At 71.0% G+C, this 20,457-nt stretch carries 25 protein-coding genes; 20 read left to right on the forward strand and 5 right to left on the reverse strand.

Going from position 1 to position 20,457, the window contains the following annotated elements; genetic code table 11:
• Positions 1-294 (reverse strand): GIY-YIG nuclease family protein, encoded by a 294-nt coding sequence (locus BM127_RS15190; RefSeq protein ID WP_091199815.1) that lies wholly within the window; start codon positions 292-294, stop codon positions 1-3.
• A gap of 238 nt (positions 295-532) precedes the next feature.
• Here BM127_RS15190 and BM127_RS15195 point away from each other — a divergent pair, with 238 nt between their 5' ends.
• From BM127_RS15195 to BM127_RS15230, 8 genes are all read left to right on the forward strand, one after another.
• The gene (locus BM127_RS15195) at positions 533-1,051 is read left to right on the forward strand and encodes a hypothetical protein (RefSeq protein WP_139227747.1); all 519 of its coding nucleotides are present in this window, start codon (positions 533-535) and stop codon (positions 1,049-1,051) included.
• Positions 1,052-1,129: 78 nt separating this feature from the next.
• Positions 1,130-2,122, forward strand: a complete 993-nt coding sequence (locus BM127_RS15200) for a hypothetical protein (RefSeq protein WP_139227748.1) — start codon at positions 1,130-1,132, stop codon at positions 2,120-2,122.
• Positions 2,119-2,862, forward strand: a complete 744-nt coding sequence (locus BM127_RS15205; RefSeq protein ID WP_101228850.1) for a hypothetical protein — start codon at positions 2,119-2,121, stop codon at positions 2,860-2,862. The genes BM127_RS15200 and BM127_RS15205 overlap by 4 nt, the downstream gene beginning before the upstream one ends.
• A gap of 2 nt (positions 2,863-2,864) precedes the next feature.
• Positions 2,865-3,269, forward strand: a complete 405-nt coding sequence (locus BM127_RS15210; protein ID WP_091199820.1) for a hypothetical protein — start codon at positions 2,865-2,867, stop codon at positions 3,267-3,269.
• Between the two features lie 23 nt (positions 3,270-3,292).
• A complete protein-coding gene (locus tag BM127_RS15215) occupies positions 3,293-4,351 on the forward strand; it encodes a sulfotransferase family protein (protein ID WP_091199822.1) in 1,059 nt (352 codons plus the stop codon).
• A complete protein-coding gene (locus BM127_RS15220) occupies positions 4,351-5,304 on the forward strand; it encodes a glycosyltransferase family 2 protein (protein ID WP_091199824.1) in 954 nt (317 codons plus the stop codon). The genes BM127_RS15215 and BM127_RS15220 overlap by 1 nt, the downstream gene beginning before the upstream one ends.
• Positions 5,301-7,082 carry a glycosyltransferase gene (locus BM127_RS15225; RefSeq protein ID WP_091199826.1) on the forward strand — a complete coding sequence of 594 codons (1,782 nt, stop codon included), beginning with the start codon at positions 5,301-5,303 and terminating at the stop codon, positions 7,080-7,082. The genes BM127_RS15220 and BM127_RS15225 overlap by 4 nt, the downstream gene beginning before the upstream one ends.
• Positions 7,083-8,657, forward strand: coding sequence for a glycosyltransferase family 2 protein (locus tag BM127_RS15230; RefSeq protein WP_091199828.1), 1,575 nt, complete (start codon positions 7,083-7,085; stop codon positions 8,655-8,657).
• 174 nt (positions 8,658-8,831) lie between these two features.
• Here BM127_RS15230 and BM127_RS15235 read toward each other — a convergent pair whose 3' ends face one another.
• Positions 8,832-10,010 carry a nucleotide sugar dehydrogenase gene (locus BM127_RS15235; protein WP_269800885.1) on the reverse strand — a complete coding sequence of 393 codons (1,179 nt, stop codon included), beginning with the start codon at positions 10,008-10,010 and terminating at the stop codon, positions 8,832-8,834.
• A gap of 78 nt (positions 10,011-10,088) precedes the next feature.
• Positions 10,089-10,799, reverse strand: coding sequence for a hypothetical protein (locus BM127_RS15240; RefSeq protein ID WP_139227749.1), 711 nt, complete (start codon positions 10,797-10,799; stop codon positions 10,089-10,091).
• Between the two features lie 191 nt (positions 10,800-10,990).
• On the opposite strand from BM127_RS15240, the gene BM127_RS15245 reads away from it, so the two are divergent.
• Positions 10,991-11,428, forward strand: a complete 438-nt coding sequence (locus BM127_RS15245; RefSeq protein ID WP_091199832.1) for a pyridoxamine 5'-phosphate oxidase family protein — start codon at positions 10,991-10,993, stop codon at positions 11,426-11,428.
• Positions 11,429-11,567: 139 nt separating this feature from the next.
• A complete protein-coding gene (locus tag BM127_RS23055; RefSeq protein WP_269213673.1) occupies positions 11,568-11,699 on the forward strand; it encodes a hypothetical protein in 132 nt (43 codons plus the stop codon).
• 12 nt (positions 11,700-11,711) lie between these two features.
• On the opposite strand, the gene BM127_RS15250 is transcribed toward BM127_RS23055, so the two are convergent.
• Complete coding sequence (locus BM127_RS15250; RefSeq protein ID WP_091199834.1) at positions 11,712-12,317, reverse strand: DUF998 domain-containing protein; 606 nt, start codon at positions 12,315-12,317, stop codon at positions 11,712-11,714.
• Positions 12,318-12,357: 40 nt separating this feature from the next.
• Here BM127_RS15250 and BM127_RS15255 point away from each other — a divergent pair, with 40 nt between their 5' ends.
• From BM127_RS15255 to BM127_RS15270, 5 genes are read left to right on the forward strand one after another with little or no spacing between them, the layout of a single operon-like run.
• Entirely contained in the window at positions 12,358-12,774 is a 417-nt protein-coding gene (locus tag BM127_RS15255) for a DUF1810 domain-containing protein (protein ID WP_231263440.1), read from the forward strand.
• Positions 12,775-12,822: 48 nt separating this feature from the next.
• Positions 12,823-12,957, forward strand: coding sequence for a hypothetical protein (locus tag BM127_RS23060; RefSeq protein ID WP_269213672.1), 135 nt, complete (start codon positions 12,823-12,825; stop codon positions 12,955-12,957).
• 31 nt (positions 12,958-12,988) lie between these two features.
• The gene (locus tag BM127_RS15260) at positions 12,989-13,990 is read left to right on the forward strand and encodes a beta-ketoacyl-ACP synthase III (protein ID WP_091199838.1); all 1,002 of its coding nucleotides are present in this window, start codon (positions 12,989-12,991) and stop codon (positions 13,988-13,990) included.
• 5 nt (positions 13,991-13,995) lie between these two features.
• Positions 13,996-14,526: a GNAT family N-acetyltransferase gene (locus tag BM127_RS15265; RefSeq protein ID WP_091199840.1), complete on the forward strand. Its 531-nt coding sequence runs from the start codon at positions 13,996-13,998 to the stop codon at positions 14,524-14,526.
• Between the two features lie 9 nt (positions 14,527-14,535).
• A complete protein-coding gene (locus BM127_RS15270) occupies positions 14,536-15,465 on the forward strand; it encodes a quinone oxidoreductase family protein (RefSeq protein WP_091199841.1) in 930 nt (309 codons plus the stop codon).
• Here the strand turns inward: BM127_RS15270 and BM127_RS15275 are convergent.
• Complete coding sequence (locus BM127_RS15275; RefSeq protein WP_198554278.1) at positions 15,422-16,291, reverse strand: IclR family transcriptional regulator; 870 nt, start codon at positions 16,289-16,291, stop codon at positions 15,422-15,424. The genes BM127_RS15270 and BM127_RS15275 overlap by 44 nt on opposite strands.
• A gap of 67 nt (positions 16,292-16,358) precedes the next feature.
• Between BM127_RS15275 and BM127_RS15280 the strand changes: the two genes are divergently transcribed.
• The 5 genes from BM127_RS15280 to BM127_RS15300 are packed head-to-tail and all read left to right on the forward strand — an operon-like array spanning position 16,359 to position 20,455.
• Entirely contained in the window at positions 16,359-17,636 is a 1,278-nt protein-coding gene (locus BM127_RS15280; protein WP_091199846.1) for a CaiB/BaiF CoA transferase family protein, read from the forward strand.
• A 1-nt stretch (position 17,637) separates the two neighbouring features.
• Positions 17,638-18,420: an enoyl-CoA hydratase-related protein gene (locus BM127_RS15285; RefSeq protein ID WP_091199848.1), complete on the forward strand. Its 783-nt coding sequence runs from the start codon at positions 17,638-17,640 to the stop codon at positions 18,418-18,420.
• A 1-nt stretch (position 18,421) separates the two neighbouring features.
• On the forward strand, positions 18,422-18,886 hold the full coding sequence (locus tag BM127_RS15290; RefSeq protein ID WP_198554277.1) for a PaaI family thioesterase: 465 nt from the start codon (positions 18,422-18,424) through the stop codon (positions 18,884-18,886).
• A 58-nt stretch (positions 18,887-18,944) separates the two neighbouring features.
• Complete coding sequence (locus tag BM127_RS15295) at positions 18,945-19,919, forward strand: Bug family tripartite tricarboxylate transporter substrate binding protein (protein ID WP_091199850.1); 975 nt, start codon at positions 18,945-18,947, stop codon at positions 19,917-19,919.
• Positions 19,920-19,921: 2 nt separating this feature from the next.
• Positions 19,922-20,455 carry a tripartite tricarboxylate transporter TctB family protein gene (locus BM127_RS15300; RefSeq protein WP_091199852.1) on the forward strand — a complete coding sequence of 178 codons (534 nt, stop codon included), beginning with the start codon at positions 19,922-19,924 and terminating at the stop codon, positions 20,453-20,455.
• Positions 20,456-20,457 lie beyond the last annotated feature (2 nt).

A 20,457-nucleotide genomic window follows, 5' to 3' on the forward strand; every position in this document is an offset into this window, starting at 1 on the left:
TCACACGGAAGGCCGGCGCCAGTAGCCACGAGCGAGCTCGGGGAGGTCCTCCTCGCGCCCTTCGATGAGGGCGATCCGCTTCGCGCGGGACCAGCCCTGGATCTGCTTCTCGTAGAAGTAGGCCTCGTCGACGCGCGCGAAGTCGGCGGCCCAGACGAGCTTCACCGGTCGTCGCCGCTTCGTATAGGCGGCGCCGAGCCCCTCCTGGTGCTGGTAGAGACGTTGCTCGAGGTGGACGGTGCTGCCGACGTAGAAGCTGCCGTCCGAGCACTCGAGGATGTAGGTCCATGCCATGCGGTCAGTCCAGCTGACCCCGGGGGTTGCGCGACAGGGGCGTCCGAGCATCTGTGGATGGCCTTGGTTTCGACTCGGGCTCGTGCCTCGCCCGGCTCAACCAGCGGCGCGGAGTGTCCTTGCCCGGCTCAACCGGCGGCGCGGAGTGTCCTTGCCCGGCTCAACCGGCGGCGCGGAGCTTCCTCGCCCGGCTCAACCAGCGGCGTGGTGGCTCGCGGGCTTTGGCAGACTGCCTCGCATGGCTGACGACCGACCTGTGCCCGACCGACCTGTCCCGGACCGGAGCGGGGCGGCGGGGGGCGGGTTCTCCGGGGGCTCGTCGAACACCTACGGCATGACGTGGGTCGCGCTCGTCGCGCTGCTGTTCATGGTGGTCGTCGTGGGCTGGCGGCTCTTCGACTTCTGGGACAGCCGCCAGCCGCCGTCCGGGGTGTCGACGCAGGAGGCCACCGTCCTCGGGTTCGAGGAGCTCGGTCCCAGCCGGGCGGGGTCGAGCTCGGCGGAGTACTCGTCGGTGGTCTTCGAGCTGCCCGACGGCACGCAGGCGTCCGCGCTCTACGAGCTGCGCCGCCTCGGCGACCGCGAGAGGGGCGACGAGATCACCGTCTACGAGGAGTCCGGCGAGTGGCGTACGACGTCCGAGAAGGCGTGGGGCTCGACGGTCGGCTGGGCGCTCGGGATGGTCGCCCTCCTCGTGATGATCGCGGCGTGGGTGCGTGTGCGCCTCAGGGTCCGGAAGGGCGAATCCCCCGTCTGATGGGCGTCACCGGCGTTTGCGGCTGACCTCGGGGGGTAGTAGTCGGGTCGACCACGACCGCCGACGAAGGGCTGCACCGTGAGCTTCCGAGTGGATCCCGACGCGCTGACCGCATCGTCGAAGGTCGCCTCCCGACAGCACGAGCACCTCGGCACGATCGACGACTACATCCGGTCGTCGTGCAGCAACTTCGGCGCCTTCTCCGGTGTGCTCAACCTCTTCCAGGGCAGCTACGAGTCGGCGGTGAGCACCGCCCACGACGGCCTGCGCGACTCCCGGGCGGTGGCCACGAAGGTCAGCGACGCGTTCCTCGACACGCGCGACGACTACCTCGACACCGACCAGGCGACGTACGACCGCTTCCGCGCGTTGTCGCCGACGCCGGCCGACTTCCCGGCCTACGACCCTGCGGGCAGCGGCAACGACACCCCCGGCGGTCCGCTCTCCAACGCCCCGCAGGACGGCTCCAGGATCCCCGACCTCGAGGACAAGCAGCCCGGCATCTCCGACGGCGCCGCCGCGCTCGGCGGCAAGGTCAAGCCGGGCAACGACGTCGACCAGGTGCCGGCGTGGATGGACCCGCACCAAGCAGCCGAGGACCGGGTCAACGACGCCATCGAGCGGCGTACGGACGAGTACCAGTACTACCGCTCGATGGGCTACAGCGACGAGGAAGCCCTGGCCTACGCGAAGGCCGACGGCGTCGATGGCCGCGCCGACACGGTCAACCACGACCGGATCAACCGCAACGCGGAGACGGCCTACAACGCCGAGTACGACCGCGCGATCGCCGACGGCGCCAGCGAGGAGGACGCCCGCGACCGCGCCGACGACGCCTACGCCGACTCCCGCTCACGCGACTCCGCCGACCACGACCGCCGGGGCGACATCGCCAGCACCGCCAGCACCTACCAGGGCCTCTACGACGAGGGGAAGAAGACCGTCGACGGCGTCAACGACCTCATCGACAGCGTCAACGAGATCGGCGACAACGACGCCGACATCGACGAGTACGACGACTACGAGTCCGCGTCCGAGGACGAGAGCGCGCAGGAGTGGGCAGGCCGATGACGATCACCGAGCAGGTCAACCCGATCTCCGCGGTCGCGGGCGGCACCCCGCCCGGCACGCAGGGGCAGTACATCGAGGACAAGAAGGGCGAGTGCGGCCTGATCATCCCGGCCATCGACGGCATCGTCGACAAGATCACCGGGTGGAGCCTCCTCGAGGCGCTCTTCAAGCCGGTCGCCGGCGACTTCAACGCCGTCTCGCAGATGCAGCTGGCATGGGGCAACGTCGGCAACGCGTGCGCCGGGGTGGGCCAGAACTACACCTCGCTCGGCCAGCAGCTGCCCGGCGTCTGGCAGGGGCCGGCGGCCGACGCCGCGACGTCACGGATGGCCGACATCGGAGAGATGCACGCCGACCAGCAGGAGGCCTCGGGCTACATCGCCGAGCAGCTCGGTCACGTCATCGAGGTCGGCAAGGCCACCCTCGACGTGCTCGTGATCGCCATCGACTTCATCGACGGCATCATCCAGGAGCTCATCGTCTCGGCGCTGGCCGGACCGATCGGCTGGCTCAAGGCCGGAGTCACCGCGCCCGGCAAGGCACGCCGCGTGATCGAGCTCATCCACGACGGCCTGCGCGCCATCGAGAAGCTCACCCGGGCGGCCGAGGCACTGCTCAAGGTGCTGAGGTACGTCAATGCCGGTCTCGGCGGTGCCAACACGGTGCTCACCGCGATCAGCACCGCGCAGCACGCCGATGTCGCCAACCGCACCGACGACTCCGCCGACCAAGGATTCTGACCATGGCACTCTCCGACGACCCCGGCCTCCGGGCTGCCCTCGCCGAGTCCCGGCAGCAGGCCCGCGACGCCACCGCGTCCCTCAAGCAGCTCGCCGCCCACCTCGGCGCCGAGCGCGACAAGTTCAGGGCCGAGTCGGCCCGCCGGATGCAGGAGATGCAGGCCCAGGCCCGCCGCGGCGAGCTCGGTCCCGACCAGGAGCGCCTCCAGCGGCGCGTCGACGCAGGGGAGACCTCGTGGCGCGACATCGCCTCCGGGGTCGACGACGACCCGAGCGCCGAGGCAGCCCGGGTCCACCTCTCCACCCACCTCACGGCGCTGCGCGAGGAGCTCGAGGACGACGAGGCCTTCCAGGAGACCGACGCGGCCGCCCGCGCACAGCAGGAGCGGGCCGACCCGGAGCGCTGAGCCCCACCGATAGTGTTCGACGCATGAGCAGCAGCCGCCGCGTGGTCTTCGTCGTCGGCTCGGGCCGCAGCGGCACGAGCACGATGGCCGGGACGCTGCGCACGCTGGGTCTCCACGTGCCCCAGCCCGAGGTGGTGGCCGACGCCACCAACCCCAAGGGCTTCGGGGAGCCGCGTTGGGTCGTCGACCTCCACCACGAGCTGCTCCGGCGCAGCAACGTCCAGGTCTCCGACGCCCGCCCGCGGGCCTGGCTCGACACCGGCACCACCAGCGGCGACCACGCCACCCGCGAGCGGGTCACCGCGTGGCTCGAGGGGCAGTTCGCCGTCGCCGACGAGCTCGTCATCAAGGACCCCCGCGCGTCCTGGTTCCTGGGCCTGTGGCGTGCGGCCGCCGACCGCTGCGACGCCACCTCGTCGTACGTCACCATGCTGCGGCCGGTGACCGAGGTGGTCGGCTCCAAGCAGACCTACTACGGACAGATGGGAGCCGGGTCCGACCAGGGCGCCGTCACCCGCACCGCCGCCTGGGTCAACATGATGCTCCACACCGAGCGCGCCACCCGCGGCCAGCAGCGCGCCTTCGTCCGCTACGGCGACCTCCTCGACGACTGGACCCGACCCGTCTTCGCGCTCGGCGAGGCCTTCGACCTGGCGGGCGTGAAGACCGCGATGGCCGTCGACATCGCCGAGGTGCACCGCTTCATCGATCCGTCGCTGCGTCGGGTCACGATGACGTGGGACGACATCGGCGTGCCGACGCGACTTCGCGAGCTCGCCGACGAGACGTGGCAGGCGCTCGACGCGATCGCCGGCGACGACTCGACGAAGCACCAGGAGTGGTGCGACCAGCTGCGCACCGCGTACGCCGAGCAGTACGCCGAAGCGGAGGCGTTCGCGCACTCGACCGTCGTGGCCCAGCGACGTACGGCGGCCGCGGAGGCGCGTCGCCAGGCGAGCGAGCAGCCGGGCGGGAGTGGCGCCGACCGCGTCCCCCACGCGATCCGGGCCATGGTGCCCCCGGCCGCACGCCGGAAGGTGCGCCGGGCGCTGGGCCGGGAGCGGCCCCAGGGATCCGACTGATGCCTGACATCGCCTCGCTCGAGCGGGAGGCCGGCTTCGACGTGACGTGGCCGTGGACCTCCGGTGAGCCAGTGGTCCCCGGGCTGACGTGCGTCTTCCGCGTCCGCAACGAGGCACGCAACCTGCCGTGGGTGCTGCCGCCGATCTTCTCCGCCGTGCAGCACGTGCTGCTCGTCGACAACGGCTCCGACGACGGCACTGCCGACGTGGCCCGGCGGGTCGCCGAGCAGTGCGGGGCGGCCGACCGGCTGACGGTCCTCGACTATCCCCACCAGGTGTCCCGCGCCGGCGGCGAGCACCTCGCCACCCCGGCGACCAGCGTCCACTCGCTGACGCACTTCTACAACTGGTGCTTCTCCCACGTCCGCACGACCTACTCGATGAAGTGGGACGGCGACATGGTGCTGACGCCCGAGGGCGCCGGCATCCTGCGTGACCTGTCGTGGCAGCTGCAGTCCACCCGGGCGATCGTCGCGATGCCACGCCACCCGTTGACCGTCGTCGACGAGTCGACCGGCTGGCTCGACCTGTCGCTGCGGTTCCTCGAACCCTGGGTCTATCCGATGGGCCCGGAGTTCACCTTCGTGAAGGCCTTCGACTGGGAGCTGCGGGAGTTCCCGCCGGGCGTCGAGCGCATCGTGCTGCAGCAGGGGCTGGTCCTCGAGGTGAAGTGGCTCGACGCCGACGAGTACGCCCATTGGCGCCGCGACGGCGTCGACTTCACCAACACCCGCCTCTACCGCAAGCTCCGCGAGTTCGAGGTGGACGAGGCCATCCGCAACGGTGACCCCGAGGCGCTCGGCGGCCTCGTGAAGGTCACCGCGCCGCCCGGCGTCCACATCATCGACCACGTCAGTCGCGACTGGTTGTGGCGCCAGCCCCGACCACTGGTCACGCACTCGCTCCCTGCCTCCCTCAAGCACCGAGACACCAAGGAGCGCGCGCGGCCGTGACCCATCCCCTCGACGACGTACGACTTCCCGGGCCCACGCTGGTCCTCGTCGACGACTCCGACAGCCTCGCGCTCGACGCGCTGCAGGGCATCGAGGACGTCCCCGGCATCGCGCCCAGGGTCGTCACGCTCTCCTCCCTCAGCGGCCCGCTCAAGGGGTGGGGCTCCGTGCTCGTCGTGGCGGCCGACCGGTCGCGGCTGCGACGGATGGCGAGCGCCGTACCCCCGCTCGGGCAGTGCAAGGTCGTCGCCTGCTGGCTCACCGACGCGCCCACGCCGTGGGTGCTGGTGCCGCGCCCGGAGTGGCCGCGGCTGACGCACCTCGCGGCCCGTGAGGCGGGGGACCGCGGCGTGCTGACCGTCGCCCGCTTCGCGTCCGGAGCACGTGCCCAGCTGGTCGTGATGGAGATGGCGCGCCAAGCGGCCGGGCAGGGCGACACGACCCACGGTGGGCTCGTGGTGTCGTACGCCGGACGTCCCGCGGCCCCCGGCCTCGACGCGCGCAGCGTGCTGCTGCCCGACGTGACCGGAGCCGCGGACGCCGACCGTGACGTGCCGCCCGACGTCGTGATCGCCCGCCGCGGCGGCGACGTCGCCGAGCACCACGTCATCGACCGGGCGCCGACCGTGGTCACGGACCCCGGGCCCGAGCCGGTGGACGAGCGGGTCTTCAACCCGATGGGCTTCCGCAAGGACTGGGACCACCCGGTCGTCGACCTCGCCCGCCTGGTCACGGGATCGGGGCGCGCCGCGGTCACGGAGGGCGTCGTCGCCGCCGCCCGTGGGTTCCAGGGTGTCCGGCTGTCCGCCGACACCTCGACCTCCGACCTCCTCGCGCTCGCGATCTCCGGCGTGCCGCTCGTGACCGGCGGCGTCATCGACGTCGCGCCGCCACTGGCCGCCGCACTCGACGCCAAGGTCGACCTCGACGACCCGCTGCGGCGCGAGGAGCACAGCCTCGCCGTGCGCCGCGCCGCGTTCGACCACCACTCCACGCTGGCCTGGCGCTCGGCACTCGCCTCGCGCGCGGGCGTACGCCACGTCGGGCTGCCGGCGGTGAGCGCGCTGCTCGCGACCAAGCGGCCGCAGATGCTCGACTTCGCGCTGCGGCAGATCGCCCGCCAGCGTGGCGCCGACGTCGAGCTGGTGCTCGCCGCGCACGGGTTCGACCCCGACCGCGACGCCGTACGCCGAGCGCTCGGCGACCGGCCGCACCAGGTGCTGACCTTCAACGAGTCCGAGTTCTTCGGTGACGTGCTCACGGCGGCTGCGCAGGCCGCGTCGAGCGAGGTGCTGCTCAAGGTCGACGACGACGACTGGTACTCACCCGACGCTGTCCACGACCTGCTGATGGCCCGCCGCTTCTCAGGCGCGGACGTGGTCGGGATGCCGTCGGAGTTCGTCTACCTCCACCGCAACGACCTCACCGTGCGCCGGATCCACCCCTCGGAGATCTTCGCGCGCTTCGTCGCCGGCGGCACGCTCCTGATGGACCGCGGCCTGCTGCGCTCGCTCGGTGACTTCCGCCGGGTGCGGAAGTTCGTCGACGCGCAGCTGCTCGCCGGGGTCGAGGCCGCGGGCGGCCGGATCTACCGCACGCACGGCCTCGGCTACGTCCTGCGGCGCACCGGTGAGGGACACACCTGGGAGCGCGACGACGAGGAGTTCCGCCGACCTGACATCGTGGCCTCCGAGTGGACGGGTTTCCAGCCCAGCCTGGCGCTGGAGGTCGATCCGCTCGACCGGCCCGACGCGGCCGGTGCGAACGGGGGTGTGTGAGTGTCTCGGCAACCAGTGGTGCGCCACAACGACTGGGGCGCGCTCACCCCACCGGCGCTCGGTGACTGGGACCCGACGCTGTCGGTGACCGTCGTGGTCCCGACGTTCAACTACCAGCACACGCTGCCCTACGTCCTGGCCGGTCTCGCCGCCCAGTCCTACCCCTCCCACCTGCTCGAGGTCGTCGTCGTCGACGACCAGAGCGCGCCGGCGCAGGAGCTCCCCGAGGTGCGACCGGAGCGCACGAGGCTCCTCCGCGTCGAGGAGGGCTGGGGCCGCGCCAACGCCTGCCACCTCGGGGCGCTCGCCGCGGAGGGCGACGTCCTGCACTGGTACGACGCCGACATGCTGGCCTACCGCGAGGAGGTCGAGGCGCACGCCCGCTGGCACCACCTCATCGACTACGCCGTCCCCGGTGGCGACAAGCGCTTCGTCGACCCGGCCTCGCTCTTCGACCTCGACCCCGCCGTCGTACGCGACCGGGTGGCGGCCGGGGGAGCGGCCGACCTGTTCGCCGGCGAGGAGCACGAGCCGCACCAGTGGGTCGAGGACTACTGGGCCAAGACCGACGACCTGCGCGCCGCGGGTCCGCGCGCGCAACGCTTCCACATCGGCATGACCGGGTCGGTGTCGAAGGCGCTCTACTTCGACTCCGACGGCTTCGACCGGACGCTGAGGCTCGGCGAGGACATGCACCTCGGCCACTCGCTCGCGCAGGCCGGCGGCGTCTTCGTCGTCGAGCGCGAGGCGCGCAGCTGGCACCTCGGCCGCTCGCAGGTGCTGCGCCGCGCCGAGCAGGTCAACCGCTACAACGACCCCTACCTCGCCGACCTCGTGCCGACGATGCGCCCCAAGCGCAACCGCCGCGGCCGCGCCTACCAGGTGCCCTACCTCGAGGTCGTCGTCCCTGCCGGCCCCGCCGACGAGACCGTCCACCTCGTCGACTCGCTGCTCGACGGCGACGTGCCCGACCTGCGCGTCACGGTCGTCGGGCCGTGGTCGTCGGTGCACGACGACCGCGTGCAGCCCGTCGAGGACCCGGTGCTGGAGACCCGCATCGTGCACCGCTCCTACCTCCACGAGCCGCGGGTGCGGCTGGTCGAGACGGCACCCCGCACCTCGGACGCCGAGTTCGTGCTGACCCTGCCCGACGTGTCGCTCGCCCCGCTGCCGGCGACGCTGGCGGCCCTGCTCGACGACCTCGAGCGCACCCACCACGGCGCCCGCCTGCTGTCGTACGACACGGGCGGGACGGCACGCCTCGAGCGGACGTCGGCTCTGGCCCGGGTGGCCCGCCTGGCCGGCGACGGTGACGACCGCGAGGCGCTGCTGGACGAGTCGTTCGGGATCAAGACGTACGCCGCGACGACCGTCGGCTTCGTGCCCGTCGAGGAGCGTGACGTCGAGCGCTTCACCCTCGGCGCGCGGCCGCCGATGGACCCGGTGAAGTCGGAGAAGCGGCTGCAGAAGGCGCTGGGCAAGGGCGATCTCTCGGCGGTGCCCCTCGGGTCGGCGCCCGAGGGCGTCGACGACCCGGACCACGGCAAGCGCGGGATCTTCGGCCGCCGCCGCTGAGCGTACGGGCGCCCGGGGTTTCGACACGGGCTCGTTCCTCGCCCTGCTCAACCGACGGGTGCGGCTCGTTCCTCGCCCTGCTCAACCGACGGGTGCGGCTCGTTCCTCGCCCTGCTCCCGCTGGTTGAGCAGCGAGCGCAGCGAGCGTGTCGAAACCAAGGACACAGGCGCAGTTCAATCGGCGCCGAAGAGGTCCCGCGTGTAGACCTTGTCGGCCACGTCGCCGAGCTCGTCGACCATCCGGTTGGCCACGATCAGGTCGGCGCGCTCCTTGAACGACGCGAGATCGCCGGTCACTTCGGAGCCGAACCAGGAGTCGGCCTCGAGCTCGGGCTCGTAGACGACGACCTCGACGCCCTTGGCCTTGAGCCGCTTCATGATCCCCTGCACCGACGACTCGCGGAAGTTGTCCGAGCCGGCCTTCATGATCAGCCGGTGGATGCCCACGACGCGCGGCTTGCGGTCCAGGATGTCGAAGGCGACGAAGTCCTTGCGGGTGGTGTTGGCGTCGACGATCGCGGAGATCAGCGTCTGCGGGACGTCGGAGTAGTTGGCCAGGAGCTGCTTGGTGTCCTTGGGCAGGCAGAGCCCGCCGTAGCCGAACGACGGGTTGTTGTAGTGGCTGCCGATCCGGGGGTCGAGGCCGATGGCGTCGATGATCTGCCGGCTGTCGAGCCCGCGGGCCATGGCGAAGGAGTCGAGCTCGTTGAAGTAGGCCACCCGCATCGCGAGGTAGGTGTTGGCGAAGAGCTTGATCGCCTCGGCCTCCGTCGGCTCGGTGAAGAGCACCGGGATGTCGGCGGCGTCGGCATCGGCGCCCTCGACGAGGAGGTCGGCGAAGGCGCGGGCCCGTTCGGAGTCCTCGCCGACGACGATCCGTGAGGGATGCAGGTTGTCGTGGAGGGCCTTGCCCTCGCGGAGGAACTCGGGGGAGAAGATCACCGAGTCGATGCCCAGGCGACGGCGTACGTCCTCGATGTAGCCCACCGGCACCGTGGACTTCACGACCATCGTGGCGTCCGGGTTGAGGCGGTGGACGTCGCGCATCACGTGCTCGACCGTGGACGTGTCGAAGTAGTTGGTCGACTCGTCGTAGTTGGTGGGCGTCGCGATGATCACGAAGTCGGCGCCGGTGTGGGCCTCGGCGGCGTCGGTCGTGAAGGTGAGGTCGAGGTCCTCCTCGGCGAGGAACCGGGAGATGTCGTCGTCGTGTATCGGGCTCACGCCGCGGCGGAGCTTCTCGATCCGCTCGGCGTCGAGGTCCAGGCCGACGACGGTGTGGTGCCGCGCGAGCAGCACGGCCATGGACAGTCCGACATAGCCGAGCCCGGCGACAGAGATCGTGGTGGTCACGCGCCCAGTCTGCCGGATGAGGAAGGGCGAAGGTCCCCCCACGAGACCCCGCCCCTCCTCATGTGTGTCCGAGCTGGATCAGCCTCGGTCGCTCGAGTCGCCGGTGACGACGACGTAGAAGCGCTTGCGGGCACCGTCGGTCGTGAAGCTGCCGTCGCTGTTGCGCGGGCTCACGACGAGGTGGTTGGGGTTGCCGGTGCCGGCGGGGGCACAGTTGACGACCCCGGGGGTGCAGACCGCGGCGGAGACCTCGCCGGAGAACTCCGGGTTGGAGTCGCTGCCGGTCTGGCGGCCGTTGAGGATCCCGTCGGCGTTGAGGTCGGCGGTGTTCTGCAGCGCGATCGTGGCGATCACACCGTTGTTGGAGAGGTTCTCGCCGGCGTTGATGTAGACGTTGCCGTTGGCCGCAGCAGGGGCCGCGGGATAGCCCGCAGCGACGGTGAAGCCGCCGGACTGGGCGATGATCGCGCCGGTCGCGTCGACGAGCGCCCAACGGCCCACTCCCGCGGGGCCGGCAGGGCCGGTCGCGCCGGCGGGAAGCTGTCCGGCCTTGAAGTCGCGCGACTTCAGCGACCCGTTGCGGATCTTGTTGGAGCCGATGACGTCGTTCTTGATGTCACGCCCCTTGATGGTCTTGTCCTTGATGTCCATCGTCGTCAGCGAGTTGTTCCTGACGTCGTCGGAGCCGATCAGGCCCGCGGCGTACGACGTGCCGGTCGAAGCCACGACCAGGGCCATGATCGAGACGGCCATGGAGGGGGAGGGGCGGCGGAGAGAGGGGAGACGCATCGTTCGAACCCTTCGTCGGTGGTGCCGCCTGCTCGACGGCTTTCGAGGTGTTCGGAGTGAGCCGGATCACGGATGGGTGTCGGTTTCCGATTTCTTTCGGGACCTTCAGCCCTGCCGGCCCCGCGCCGACCGGTCCTAGCGTCGGAGTGACCCATCGAGGCCGCTCCGCCAGAGGGAAAGGGAGGGTCGCCATGAGCGACGAGGTCGTCACCCCGCTCAGCCACGAGGAGTGCTGGCAGATGCTGCGTGAGGAGGAGTTCGGACGGCTGGCCTTCCGGCTCGTCGACGAGGTCCACATCACCCCGGTCAACTACGCGGTCGACCACGACACCCTGCTGTTCCGCACGGCGGCGGGCAACAAGCTGCTGTCGGTCGCGATGGGTGCGGAGGTCGCGTTCGAGATCGACCGCTACGACGACCACCACGCGCGCAGCGTCGTCGTACGCGGTGGTGCGCGGATCCTGCACGAGGACGAGGAGCACCGCGCCGACAACGTGCCGCTGCGTCCCTGGGTCGGGACGCCGAAGTACAACGTCGTCGAGATCACGCCCCGCGTGGTGACCGGGCGTGCGTTCCGGCTGACCCGGCCGTGGCTGCACCTCACGCTCGACGGCCTGGGCCAGGAGTGACCTCGGCTCCTGTGGCAACCACCGGGTACCCGGTGCCTCGCGAGGTTCTCGGCCGTTGCAACCGTCGAGAAGCGCACCGAAAGGACTGACGGACGGCGCGCGGCCGAGCTGTTTGGCCCTCACTGGCACGGTTGTGGGCATGGGAATGATGAAGAAGGCCGGCGCTTTCGCGATCGCCAAGAAGGTCTACGACGAGGCTCGCAAGCCGCACAACCAAGCCAAGATCAAGGAAGCAGCGCGCAAGCTGCAGGAGAGCCGCAAGCGCCGCTGAGGCGCCCGCCCGTCACCGCCGGCGTCGCCGCGGGCGCTGGGTCCAGGCGAAGGCACCGAGGCCGAGGAGCACCGGCCACAGCGCCAGCCGCTCGAGCGCACCGGCCGCCCGCTCGTCGCCGGAGACGATGAAGCCGACGGCGGCAGTCGCAGTCACGACCCCGGTCACGAACAGTGCCTTGGCCAGACGCGGCCGCTCCTCCCGCAGCCGGTGCCCGAGCAGCAGGAGCGCGACGGGCTGGGCCACGAACAGCGGCGTGGCGGCCATCGCGTGCAGGGTGGCGTCCTGGTCCAGCGGCGCCAGCCCCGTGGCGTACGAGCTCACGCCCGACACGACGAGCAGCCCGGTCACCCACGGCCCGAGCGGCTTCGCGAGCAGCAGCGCGCCGCCCGCCAGGAGCACGCCGTAGGCCATGAACGAACCGTTCATCACCTCGTGCCGCGGTGAGCAGTAGCCGTCGCTGCACCCCACCTCGCCGAGCTTGCTGACCGAGTCGGAGACGAAGCTGTAGCCGCCGGTGGTCGCGGCGGCCGTCACGAACTCCGTCGCGATGTAGGTCGGTCGCAGCAGGAAGGCGATCGCGCCGAGCTGGGCGGCGCGGGAGGGGGTGTCGGGCACCCGGCCAACCTAGCCATGAGGTCCGCGCACAATGGTGCCCATGGACCTCGAACGATTCGTGCAGGCCCAGGCCCGGACGTACGCCGGCGCGCTGGCCGAGCTGCGTGCCGGCCGCAAGACCAGCCACTGGATGTGGTGGGTCTTCCCGCAGGTCGCCGGGCTGGGGCAGACCCCGACGTCGCAGACGTACGCCATCGCCGACCTCGACGAGGCACGGGCGTACGCCGCCCACGACGTCCTCGGTCCCCGGTTGCGCACGTGCTGCCGCGCGCTCCTCGACCTCGAGGGGGTCTCGGCCGAGCACGTGCTGGGCGGCGTCGACGCGATGAAGCTCCGCTCGTCGATGACGCTGTTCGCGCTGGCCGATCCGTCCGAGCCCGTCTTCGACGAGGTCCTGGACCGGTTCTTCGGCGGCGAGCGGGACGAGCGCACGGTCCGGCTGCTGGACCACCGCTAGGGGTGGTCGGCCGTTGCCGCCGCGCGGATTGCGGCGTACGACTGGGACATGACCACCACACCGTTCGAGCCCGACGCCGACCCCGAGATCGTCCCCTCCGGAGACCCCGACCTGAACCCGATCGACCCGGGCCAGGCCCCCGACTCACCCATCCCCGAGACCCAGCCGGCTCCCGCTCCCTAGACGGGCTGGCGCACGTGAATATGCTCGCGGGATGACGATCCAGCAGCCCACCGAACTCACCCACGCAGCGATGCTCGGCCTGGGCGTCTACCGGCCCGAGCGGGTCGTCACCAACGACGAGATCTGCGAGGTCCTCGACTCCTCCGACGAGTGGATCCAGACCCGGTCGGGCATCAAGACCCGCCGCTTCGCCGGCGACGGCGAGACGCTGATCGGCATGTCCACCGCTGCCGCCGAGCGTGCGCTCGCCGCTGCCGGCGTGGCGCCTGCGCAGGTCGGGTGCGTCATCGTCGCGACCTCCACCCACCCCGAGCACACGCCCGCGTCGGCACCGCAGGTCGCGACCGCGCTGGGTCTCGACGCGGCGGCGGCCTTCGACATCTCCGCCGGGTGCGCGGGCTTCTGCCACGCGCTCAACCTGGCGTCGTCGATGGTGCGTTCCGGTGCCGAGCAGCACGTCCTGGTGATCGGCGTCGAGCAGCTCAGCCGCTTCATGGACCCGACCGACCGCGGCACCGCGTTCATCTTCGCCGACGGTGCCGGTGCGGTCGTGGTGGGGCCGGCCGACGCGACCGGCATCGGGCCCACCGCCTGGGGTTCGGACGGCTCGCAGTCGCACGTCATCACCCAGACCCCGAGCTGCCTCGGCGGCCACTCGGAGGTCGACCCGGTGGTGCAGATGGAGGGCACGGCGGTCTTCCGCTGGGCGCCGTTCGCGATGGCGGAGGTCGCCCACGAGGCCCTGCGGCTCGCGGGCATCGGCGTCGACGACCTCGACGCCTTCATCCCGCACCAGGCCAACCTGCGCATCACCCAGACGCTCTCCAGGAACATCAAGCTCCCCGAGTCGGTCGCCATCGCCACGGACGTCATCGACTCCGGCAACACGTCCGCCGCGTCGGTGCCACTGGCCATGGAGGCGATGCTGCGCCAGGACGAGGCGTCGGTCGGTGACACCGCGCTGCTGATCGCCTTCGGGGCCGGGCTGAGCTATGCCGGTCAGGTCGTGACGCTGCCGCCGCTCGGCCAGTAGCCGCGATGGACGACGGTGCGTGCGAGGTGCGGCTGCGCAGCGGCGCACCGGTGTGGATCCGGCAGGTCCGCAGCACCGATGCCGCCGAGCTGCAACGTGCGTTCGCGCTGATGAGCGAGGAGTCGCAGTATCGCCGCTTCCTCACCGGCACCCCGCGACTCACCGACAGCCAGGCGGCGTACTTCACTGCGGTCGACCACGTCGACCACGAGGCCTACGTGGCCCACTCCCCGCAGGACGAGACCTACATCATCGGAGTGGCTCGCTTCATCCGCTACCGGTCGGACCCGAGCGAGGCTGAGCTCGCGATCACGGTCGCGGACTCGTGGCACGGCCAGGGCCTGGCCACCGCCCTGGTGCAGGTGCTGCGCGAGCGCGCGAAGGAGGTGGGCGTGAAGCGGTTCCGCGCTGAGATGATGGCGGACAACGAGCCCGTCCTGCGGCTCCTCCGCAGCGCGGGTCTCACCGGGGAGACGGTCACGGGCGAGATGGTGAGCGGCCACATCGACCTTGGAGAGCAAGGACCCCCGGACTAGGTTCGGACGATGGCTCACCACTGGATCGCGACAAGGCCCGGCGGCCCCGACGTCTTCTCGTACGAGGAGTACGACGTCCCCGCACCTCAGCACGGCGAGGTCACCATCGAGGTCCGCGCGGCCGGGATGAACCCCGCCGATGCCAAGCACGTGGCGAGTGGTGCCGGCGACTTCCCGCGGGGCCTCGGCTACGAGGTCGCCGGCGTGGTGAGCGCCGTCGGTCCCGACACCGAGACCGGGTCGGGTGCGGTGGCGGTGGGTGACGAGGTCCTCGCCTTCCGCATCAGCGGCGGCTGGGCCACGGACGTCACCGTGCCGGCGGCGGACGTCTTCGCCAAGCCGGCGTCGCTGTCGTTCGGCGAGGCCGCCAACCTGTTGCTCGCGGGCACCACCGCAGCGGAGATGCTGCAGGTCACCGGCGTGGCCGAGGGCGACACGGTCCTCGTGCACGGTGCGTCCGGTGCCGTGGGGGTCAGCGTGCTCCAGCAGGCAGCCAGGATCGGGGCCCGGGTGATCGGGACGGCCAGTCCGGCCAGCCACGACGTCGTCACCCGCTTCGACGGCGTACCCGTGGCCTACGGCCCCGGGCTCGAGCAGCGGGTGCGCGAGTCCGCGCCCGAGGGGGTGGCGGCGGCGCTCGACTGCGTCGGCACCGACGAGGCGGTCGACGTGTCGCTGGCGCTGGTCGCCGACCGCAGCCGCATCGTCACGATCGCCGCTGCCGACCGCGCCCGCGAGGCGGGGTTCACCCACATCGCCGGCGCGATGCCGGCGAGCAAGGCCTACCGGGCGTCGGTGCGTGCCGACCTCGTGGACCTGGCCGGCTCAAGGCAGCTCGTCGTACCGGTGGCGCGTACGTTCGCGTTGGCCGACGCCGTCGAGGCGATCGAGCTGCTCATGGGACAGCACCCCGGAGGGAAGCTCGTGCTGGAGCCGTAGGGCCCGGCTCCCTGGCCAGCGTCAAGCGCTGGTCGACCACCTCGCGCGTCGCTCCGAGCGCCTCCGAGACCTCCCACGCGACGGCCGCAGCGCGGGCGCCGAGCTCGGCGGTCCGCGCGTCGTCCATCCGCACGGTGGGCACGGAGAGGCCGAGCGCGCCGACCACCATGCCGGTGTGGTCGAAGACGGGCGCCGCCACGGCGCGGATCCCCGGCGTGCGCTCGGCGTCGGACCCGGCCCACCCGCGCTCGCGGGCGATCGCCAGCTCGGCGGCGAGGGCGACCGGATCGGTGACGGTCCTGTCGGTCACCGGTTCGATCCCCCGGGCCAGGGCCGACTGCTGGCGTGACCACGGCAGGCGGCTCAGCATCGCCTTGCCGGGCGCGCCGTGCGTCAGGGCGATCGGCACCCCGATGTCGGTGTAGTGCCGGCGCAGCTCCTGGCGGGACTCGACCTGGTCGACCACCGCACGCTCGTACGTCGCCAGCAGCTCGTGCAGTCCCACGGTCTCGTCGACCTCGTCGCGCAGGGCCACCATGTAGGGGCGGGCGGCTTCGCGCAGGCTCGATGGCACGGCCCCCGACCGGCCCAGCTGCACCAGGAGCGGGCCGGGCCGGTAGCGCTTGTCGGGTCCCTGGTTGAGCAGCCGGTTGGCGGTCATCGACCCGAGCAGCCGGTGGGTGGTGCTGGTCGACAGGCCGGTCAGACGGGCGATGTCGCTGATCCCGAGGGCGGCGTGATGGGCGTCGAAGCACCGCAGGATCGCCACCGCCCGGTCGATGGACTGCACGGCACTGCGTTCGACCACGGTCTCGTCCTCTTTCACGGAAGTCAGTCTGCCCGACGTCGCAGGCACCCTTGACGACGGATGTGGCGTGTGCCACAGTTCCCACATGACGGCAAGCAATCCCACAATACGGGAAACCACGGGCCGACGTCCACTGGACGGGTTCCGGGTCCTCGACCTGACCCGCTTCCTCTCCGGCCCCTACTGCACGATGGTCCTGGCCGAGCTCGGCGCTGACGTGATCAAGGTCGAGCAGCCCCACACCGGGGACGACTCCCGGCGCATGGCGCCGAAGGTCGACGGCGAGAGCTATCCCTTCGCCATGCCCAACCGGAGCAAGCGCTCGGTCTCGCTCGACCTCAAGACCGACCGCGGCCGGGAGCTGTTCCTGGCGATGGCCGAGCAGGCCGACCTGGTGATCGAGAACTTCCGGCCCGGCGTCGCCGACCGGCTCGGCATCGGCTACGAGGGCGTCAAGGCGGTCCGCGACGACATCCTCTACTGCTCAATCAGCGGCTTCGGCCAGACCGGTCCCTACCGCGAGCGCCCGGGCTTCGACATCATGGCCCAGGGCATGGTCGGGTTCCTGCGGATGACCGGGGAGCCGGGCGGACGCCCCGCCAAGGTCGGCATCGCCGTCAACGACATCGCCGCCGGAGCCACCGCGATCTACTCGATCATGGCGGCCCAGATGCAGCGGATGGCGACGGGCGAGGGCCAGTACATGGACATCTCGCTGGTCGACGCCGGCCTCGCCTGGGCCGTGTGGGAGTCCGGGGCGTTCTTCGGCGCCGGCGAGGTGCCCCAGCCGACCGGCACCCGGCACCGCCGCTCCACCCCCTATCAGGCGTACCGCACGAGCGACGGCTACGTGACGATCGGTGCGGCCAACGACCGGCTGTGGCTCAGGCTGCTCGGCGCACTCGAGCGCCCGGAGTGGGAGCACGACCCGCGCTTCCTCACGCTGCCCGACCGGATGACCCACATCGAGGAGCTCGAGGCCGAGATCGAGGCCATCACCACCACCCGGACCACCGAGGAGTGGATCAAGATCATCGACCAGGTCGGCGTCCCGTGCGGGCCGGTGCTGACCTTCGACGAGACCCTCGACGACCCCCACGTCGTGGCGCGGGGCATGGTGACCGAGCTCCACCACCCCGTCATCGGTGACATGAAGACGATCGGTCCGCCGACCAAGTTCTCCCGGATGGACTACTCCGTCCGAGGTCCGGCGCCCTGGCTGGGCCAGCACACCGCCGAGGTGCTCCGCGAGATCGGCCAGTCCGACGAGGACATCGCCGCACTGTTCGCCGACGAGGTCGTCTTCGACGCCCGACCCGACCTGCACGACCAGCCCCACCAGACCGCCAAGGAAGAGGCCTGACATGTCCGACCACCTCGTGGTGGAGCGGCGCGACGCCGTCGCCACCGTGATCCTCAACCGGCCCGACAGCCACAACGCGATCAACGTCGCGATGTACGGCGATCTGCCCGACGTGGTGCGAGCACTCGACGCCGACCCGACGGTCAAGGTCATCGTCATGCGCGGAGCCGGCACGCGGTCGTTCGCGTCCGGCGCCGACATCAGCGAGTTCGAGGCCGAGCGCAGCGACGCGGTGAAGGCGAAGGCCTACAACGAGAAGGTGGCCGCGGCCGAGCACGCGATCGAGGAGCTCACCAAGCCGTCCATCGCGATGATCCACGGCTACTGCATCGGCGGCGGCGCCGGGCTGGCCCTCGCCTGCGACATCCGGTTCGCCGACCGGGCGGCGAAGTTCGCGATCACGCCGGCCAAGCTCGGCCTCGTCTACAGCCTCGAGTCGTCCAAGCGGATGGTCGACCTGGTCGGACCCTCGCGCACCAAGTGGATCCTCTACTCGGGCCTCCAGGTCCCGGCGGAGCGCGCGTACGAGCTCGGCCTGTTCGACGAGGTCGTCGACGCCGACGACCTCGAGGAGCTGACGTACGGCTTCGCCGACACGGTGTGCAGCCGCGCCCAGTTCAGCGTGCGCGCGGGCAAGGTCATGGTCGACAAGGTCGTGGCAGGCCAGGTGCGCGACGACGACGCCACCATCGACCTGCGCAACTCGTCGTTCGACACCGAGGACTTCACCGAGGGCGTCCAGGCGTTCATGGCCAAGCGCTCCCCGAACTTCACCTGGTCCTGACGTGACGACGACCGCCACCGGGCGCCCCGTTCCGCAGGTCGACGCCGACCAGGTGTCGGCGCTGGCGAGGGAGGCCGCGTCCGACCCCGCATGGGAGTTCGGGTCGTTCTTCCTCAGCCGCTTCCTGCAGCTCGACATCTCCTACGACGACGCGGAGCAGACCTGCACCGTCGTGCTCCCCTACGGCCCCCACCTGTGCAACCCGCAGGGCTTCGTGCACGGTGGGGTGATCACCACGGCCCTGGACATCTCGATGGGACACCTCTGCAAGCGCTTCCTCTCGGCGGCCGTGACGATCGAGATGCAGATGCGGTTCTTCCGTCCGCTCAGCGGCACGGGGACCTGCACCGGACGCGTCATCCGCGGGGGACGCCGCATCGTGCACCTGGAGTCGCGCCTCACCGACGACCAGGGACGACTGACCGCTCTCGGCACCGGATCGTGGCAACGCCTCGACGCGGTGTGATCCACCGACCACTCTCGAACCGGCACGGCTCGGCCGTGCTTCGCAACCAGGAGGAACGATGAACCACAAGAGGATCTCAGCCGTCTCGGCGGCCGCGCTGCTGCTCACCGTGAGCGCCTGCGGCGGTGACTCGGGAGGGTCCGGGGGCGCCTACCCGTCCGAGGACATGGACTGGACGATCGCCTTCGGCCCCGGTGGCGGCAACGACATCATGGCGCGGACGATGGTCGACATCCTGCAGCGCAACGACCTCTACCCGGAGAACATCCGCGTCGAGAACCGGGACGGCGGATCCGGGGCGACCGGGTGGGGCTACCTCCTCAACCAGTCCGGCGAGGGCTACGGCATCTCGACGACGTCGGGCTCGTTCATCACCACGCCGCTGCAGGCCGACACCGGCTGGCAGCCGACGGACTTCACCCCGGTGGGCCTGCTGGCCGCGGACAACGCCCTGCTCATCGCAGACGGCGGCGCCGACTTCCAGACGTACGAGGAGTGGGTCGACTACGCCACCGAGAAGGGCACCGTGGTCGTCGGCGGCATCGGCACGGTCAACGTCGACTACATCATCCAGCAGATGGTCGCGGACGCCGAGGGCTACGAGATCGACTACGTCCCCTACAACGAGGAGGGGCAGATGCAGACCTCGCTCCTCTCGGGCGCCATCGACACGATGATCTCCAACCCGGGCTCGATCATGGGCCAGGTCGAGGCCGGCCAGGTCACGCCGCTGCTCTTCACCGGCCCCGAGCGCCTCGAGGCACTGCCGGACGTGCCGACCGGCGAGGAGAACGGCATCACCGACATCCCCTCCATGCCGCGTGGGCTGATCCTCCCGCCCGACGCGCCGCAGGAGGCCCAGGACTGGTGGGTGGAGACGATGCAGGAGGTCGTCGAGACCCCCGAGTGGCAGGCCTACCTCGACGAGAACTTCCTGCTCGAGGACGAGCGCTGGGGTGAGGACTTCACCGCCTACCTCGACGACACCCAGTCGGCCTTCGAGGAGCAGCTGACCGAGCTGGGTGCCCTGTGACCATGGCCGACACCGTCACCCCTGCGACCCGGCCCTCGGGCCGGGTCGCGGGGTGGGTCCGGCCCAAGACGGTCTTCCTGGCCGTGGTGCTGCTCGTGTTCGCGGTCTACACCGAGATCGCGTTCGGCCTCGACTGGCGCACCCAGGCGGGTCGGATCGGTCCGGGCTTCTTCCCCCGGATCGTCGGGGTCGCCGGCGTGGCGATCACGCTGTGGTCCCTCGTCTCGGCGATCCGCTGCCCCGAGGAGGACGAGGTCGTCGCCCTCGAGGACGAGGTGGGTGAGGCCGACCTCGGCAAGCACCCGCGCCTGCTGGCGATCATGGTCCTGGCCGCGGCTGTCTTCGCCGCCACGCTGGTCTGGCTCGGCGCCATCATCTCGTCCGCGCTCTTCCTGGGCGTGATGCTCAGCCTGCTCAACCGCGGGCGCCACCTGGCCAACGCAGTCGTCGCGATCGGCGTCCCGCTCGTGATGTACCTCCTGCTCCAGACCCTTCTGAACGCCGGGCTGCCCGAGGGCATCCTGCCGCGCTTCTGACC

The organism is Nocardioides alpinus (assembly GCF_900112035.1).
Classification (GTDB): domain Bacteria; phylum Actinomycetota; class Actinomycetes; order Propionibacteriales; family Nocardioidaceae; genus Nocardioides; species Nocardioides alpinus.

Bases quoted from the DNA above. Each gene is read 5' to 3' on its own strand.
- BM127_RS15190 (WP_091199815.1), bottom strand. From the start codon at position 294: ATGGCATGGACCTACATCCTCGAGTGCTCGGACGGCAGCTTCTACGTC.
- BM127_RS15195 (WP_139227747.1), top strand. From the start codon at position 533: ATGGCTGACGACCGACCTGTGCCCGACCGACCTGTCCCGGACCGGAGC.
- BM127_RS15205 (WP_101228850.1), top strand. From the start codon at position 2,119: ATGACGATCACCGAGCAGGTCAACCCGATCTCCGCGGTCGCGGGCGGC.
- BM127_RS15210 (WP_091199820.1), top strand. From the start codon at position 2,865: ATGGCACTCTCCGACGACCCCGGCCTCCGGGCTGCCCTCGCCGAGTCC.
- BM127_RS15215 (WP_091199822.1), top strand. From the start codon at position 3,293: ATGAGCAGCAGCCGCCGCGTGGTCTTCGTCGTCGGCTCGGGCCGCAGC.
- BM127_RS15220 (WP_091199824.1), top strand. From the start codon at position 4,351: ATGCCTGACATCGCCTCGCTCGAGCGGGAGGCCGGCTTCGACGTGACG.
- BM127_RS15240 (WP_139227749.1), bottom strand. From the start codon at position 10,799: ATGCGTCTCCCCTCTCTCCGCCGCCCCTCCCCCTCCATGGCCGTCTCG.
- BM127_RS15245 (WP_091199832.1), top strand. From the start codon at position 10,991: ATGAGCGACGAGGTCGTCACCCCGCTCAGCCACGAGGAGTGCTGGCAG.
- BM127_RS23055 (WP_269213673.1), top strand. From the start codon at position 11,568: ATGGGAATGATGAAGAAGGCCGGCGCTTTCGCGATCGCCAAGAAGGTC.
- BM127_RS15255 (WP_231263440.1), top strand. From the start codon at position 12,358: ATGGACCTCGAACGATTCGTGCAGGCCCAGGCCCGGACGTACGCCGGC.
- BM127_RS23060 (WP_269213672.1), top strand. From the start codon at position 12,823: ATGACCACCACACCGTTCGAGCCCGACGCCGACCCCGAGATCGTCCCC.
- BM127_RS15260 (WP_091199838.1), top strand. From the start codon at position 12,989: ATGACGATCCAGCAGCCCACCGAACTCACCCACGCAGCGATGCTCGGC.
- BM127_RS15265 (WP_091199840.1), top strand. From the start codon at position 13,996: ATGGACGACGGTGCGTGCGAGGTGCGGCTGCGCAGCGGCGCACCGGTG.
- BM127_RS15270 (WP_091199841.1), top strand. From the start codon at position 14,536: ATGGCTCACCACTGGATCGCGACAAGGCCCGGCGGCCCCGACGTCTTC.
- BM127_RS15280 (WP_091199846.1), top strand. From the start codon at position 16,359: ATGACGGCAAGCAATCCCACAATACGGGAAACCACGGGCCGACGTCCA.
- BM127_RS15285 (WP_091199848.1), top strand. From the start codon at position 17,638: ATGTCCGACCACCTCGTGGTGGAGCGGCGCGACGCCGTCGCCACCGTG.
- BM127_RS15295 (WP_091199850.1), top strand. From the start codon at position 18,945: ATGAACCACAAGAGGATCTCAGCCGTCTCGGCGGCCGCGCTGCTGCTC.
- BM127_RS15300 (WP_091199852.1), top strand. From the start codon at position 19,922: ATGGCCGACACCGTCACCCCTGCGACCCGGCCCTCGGGCCGGGTCGCG.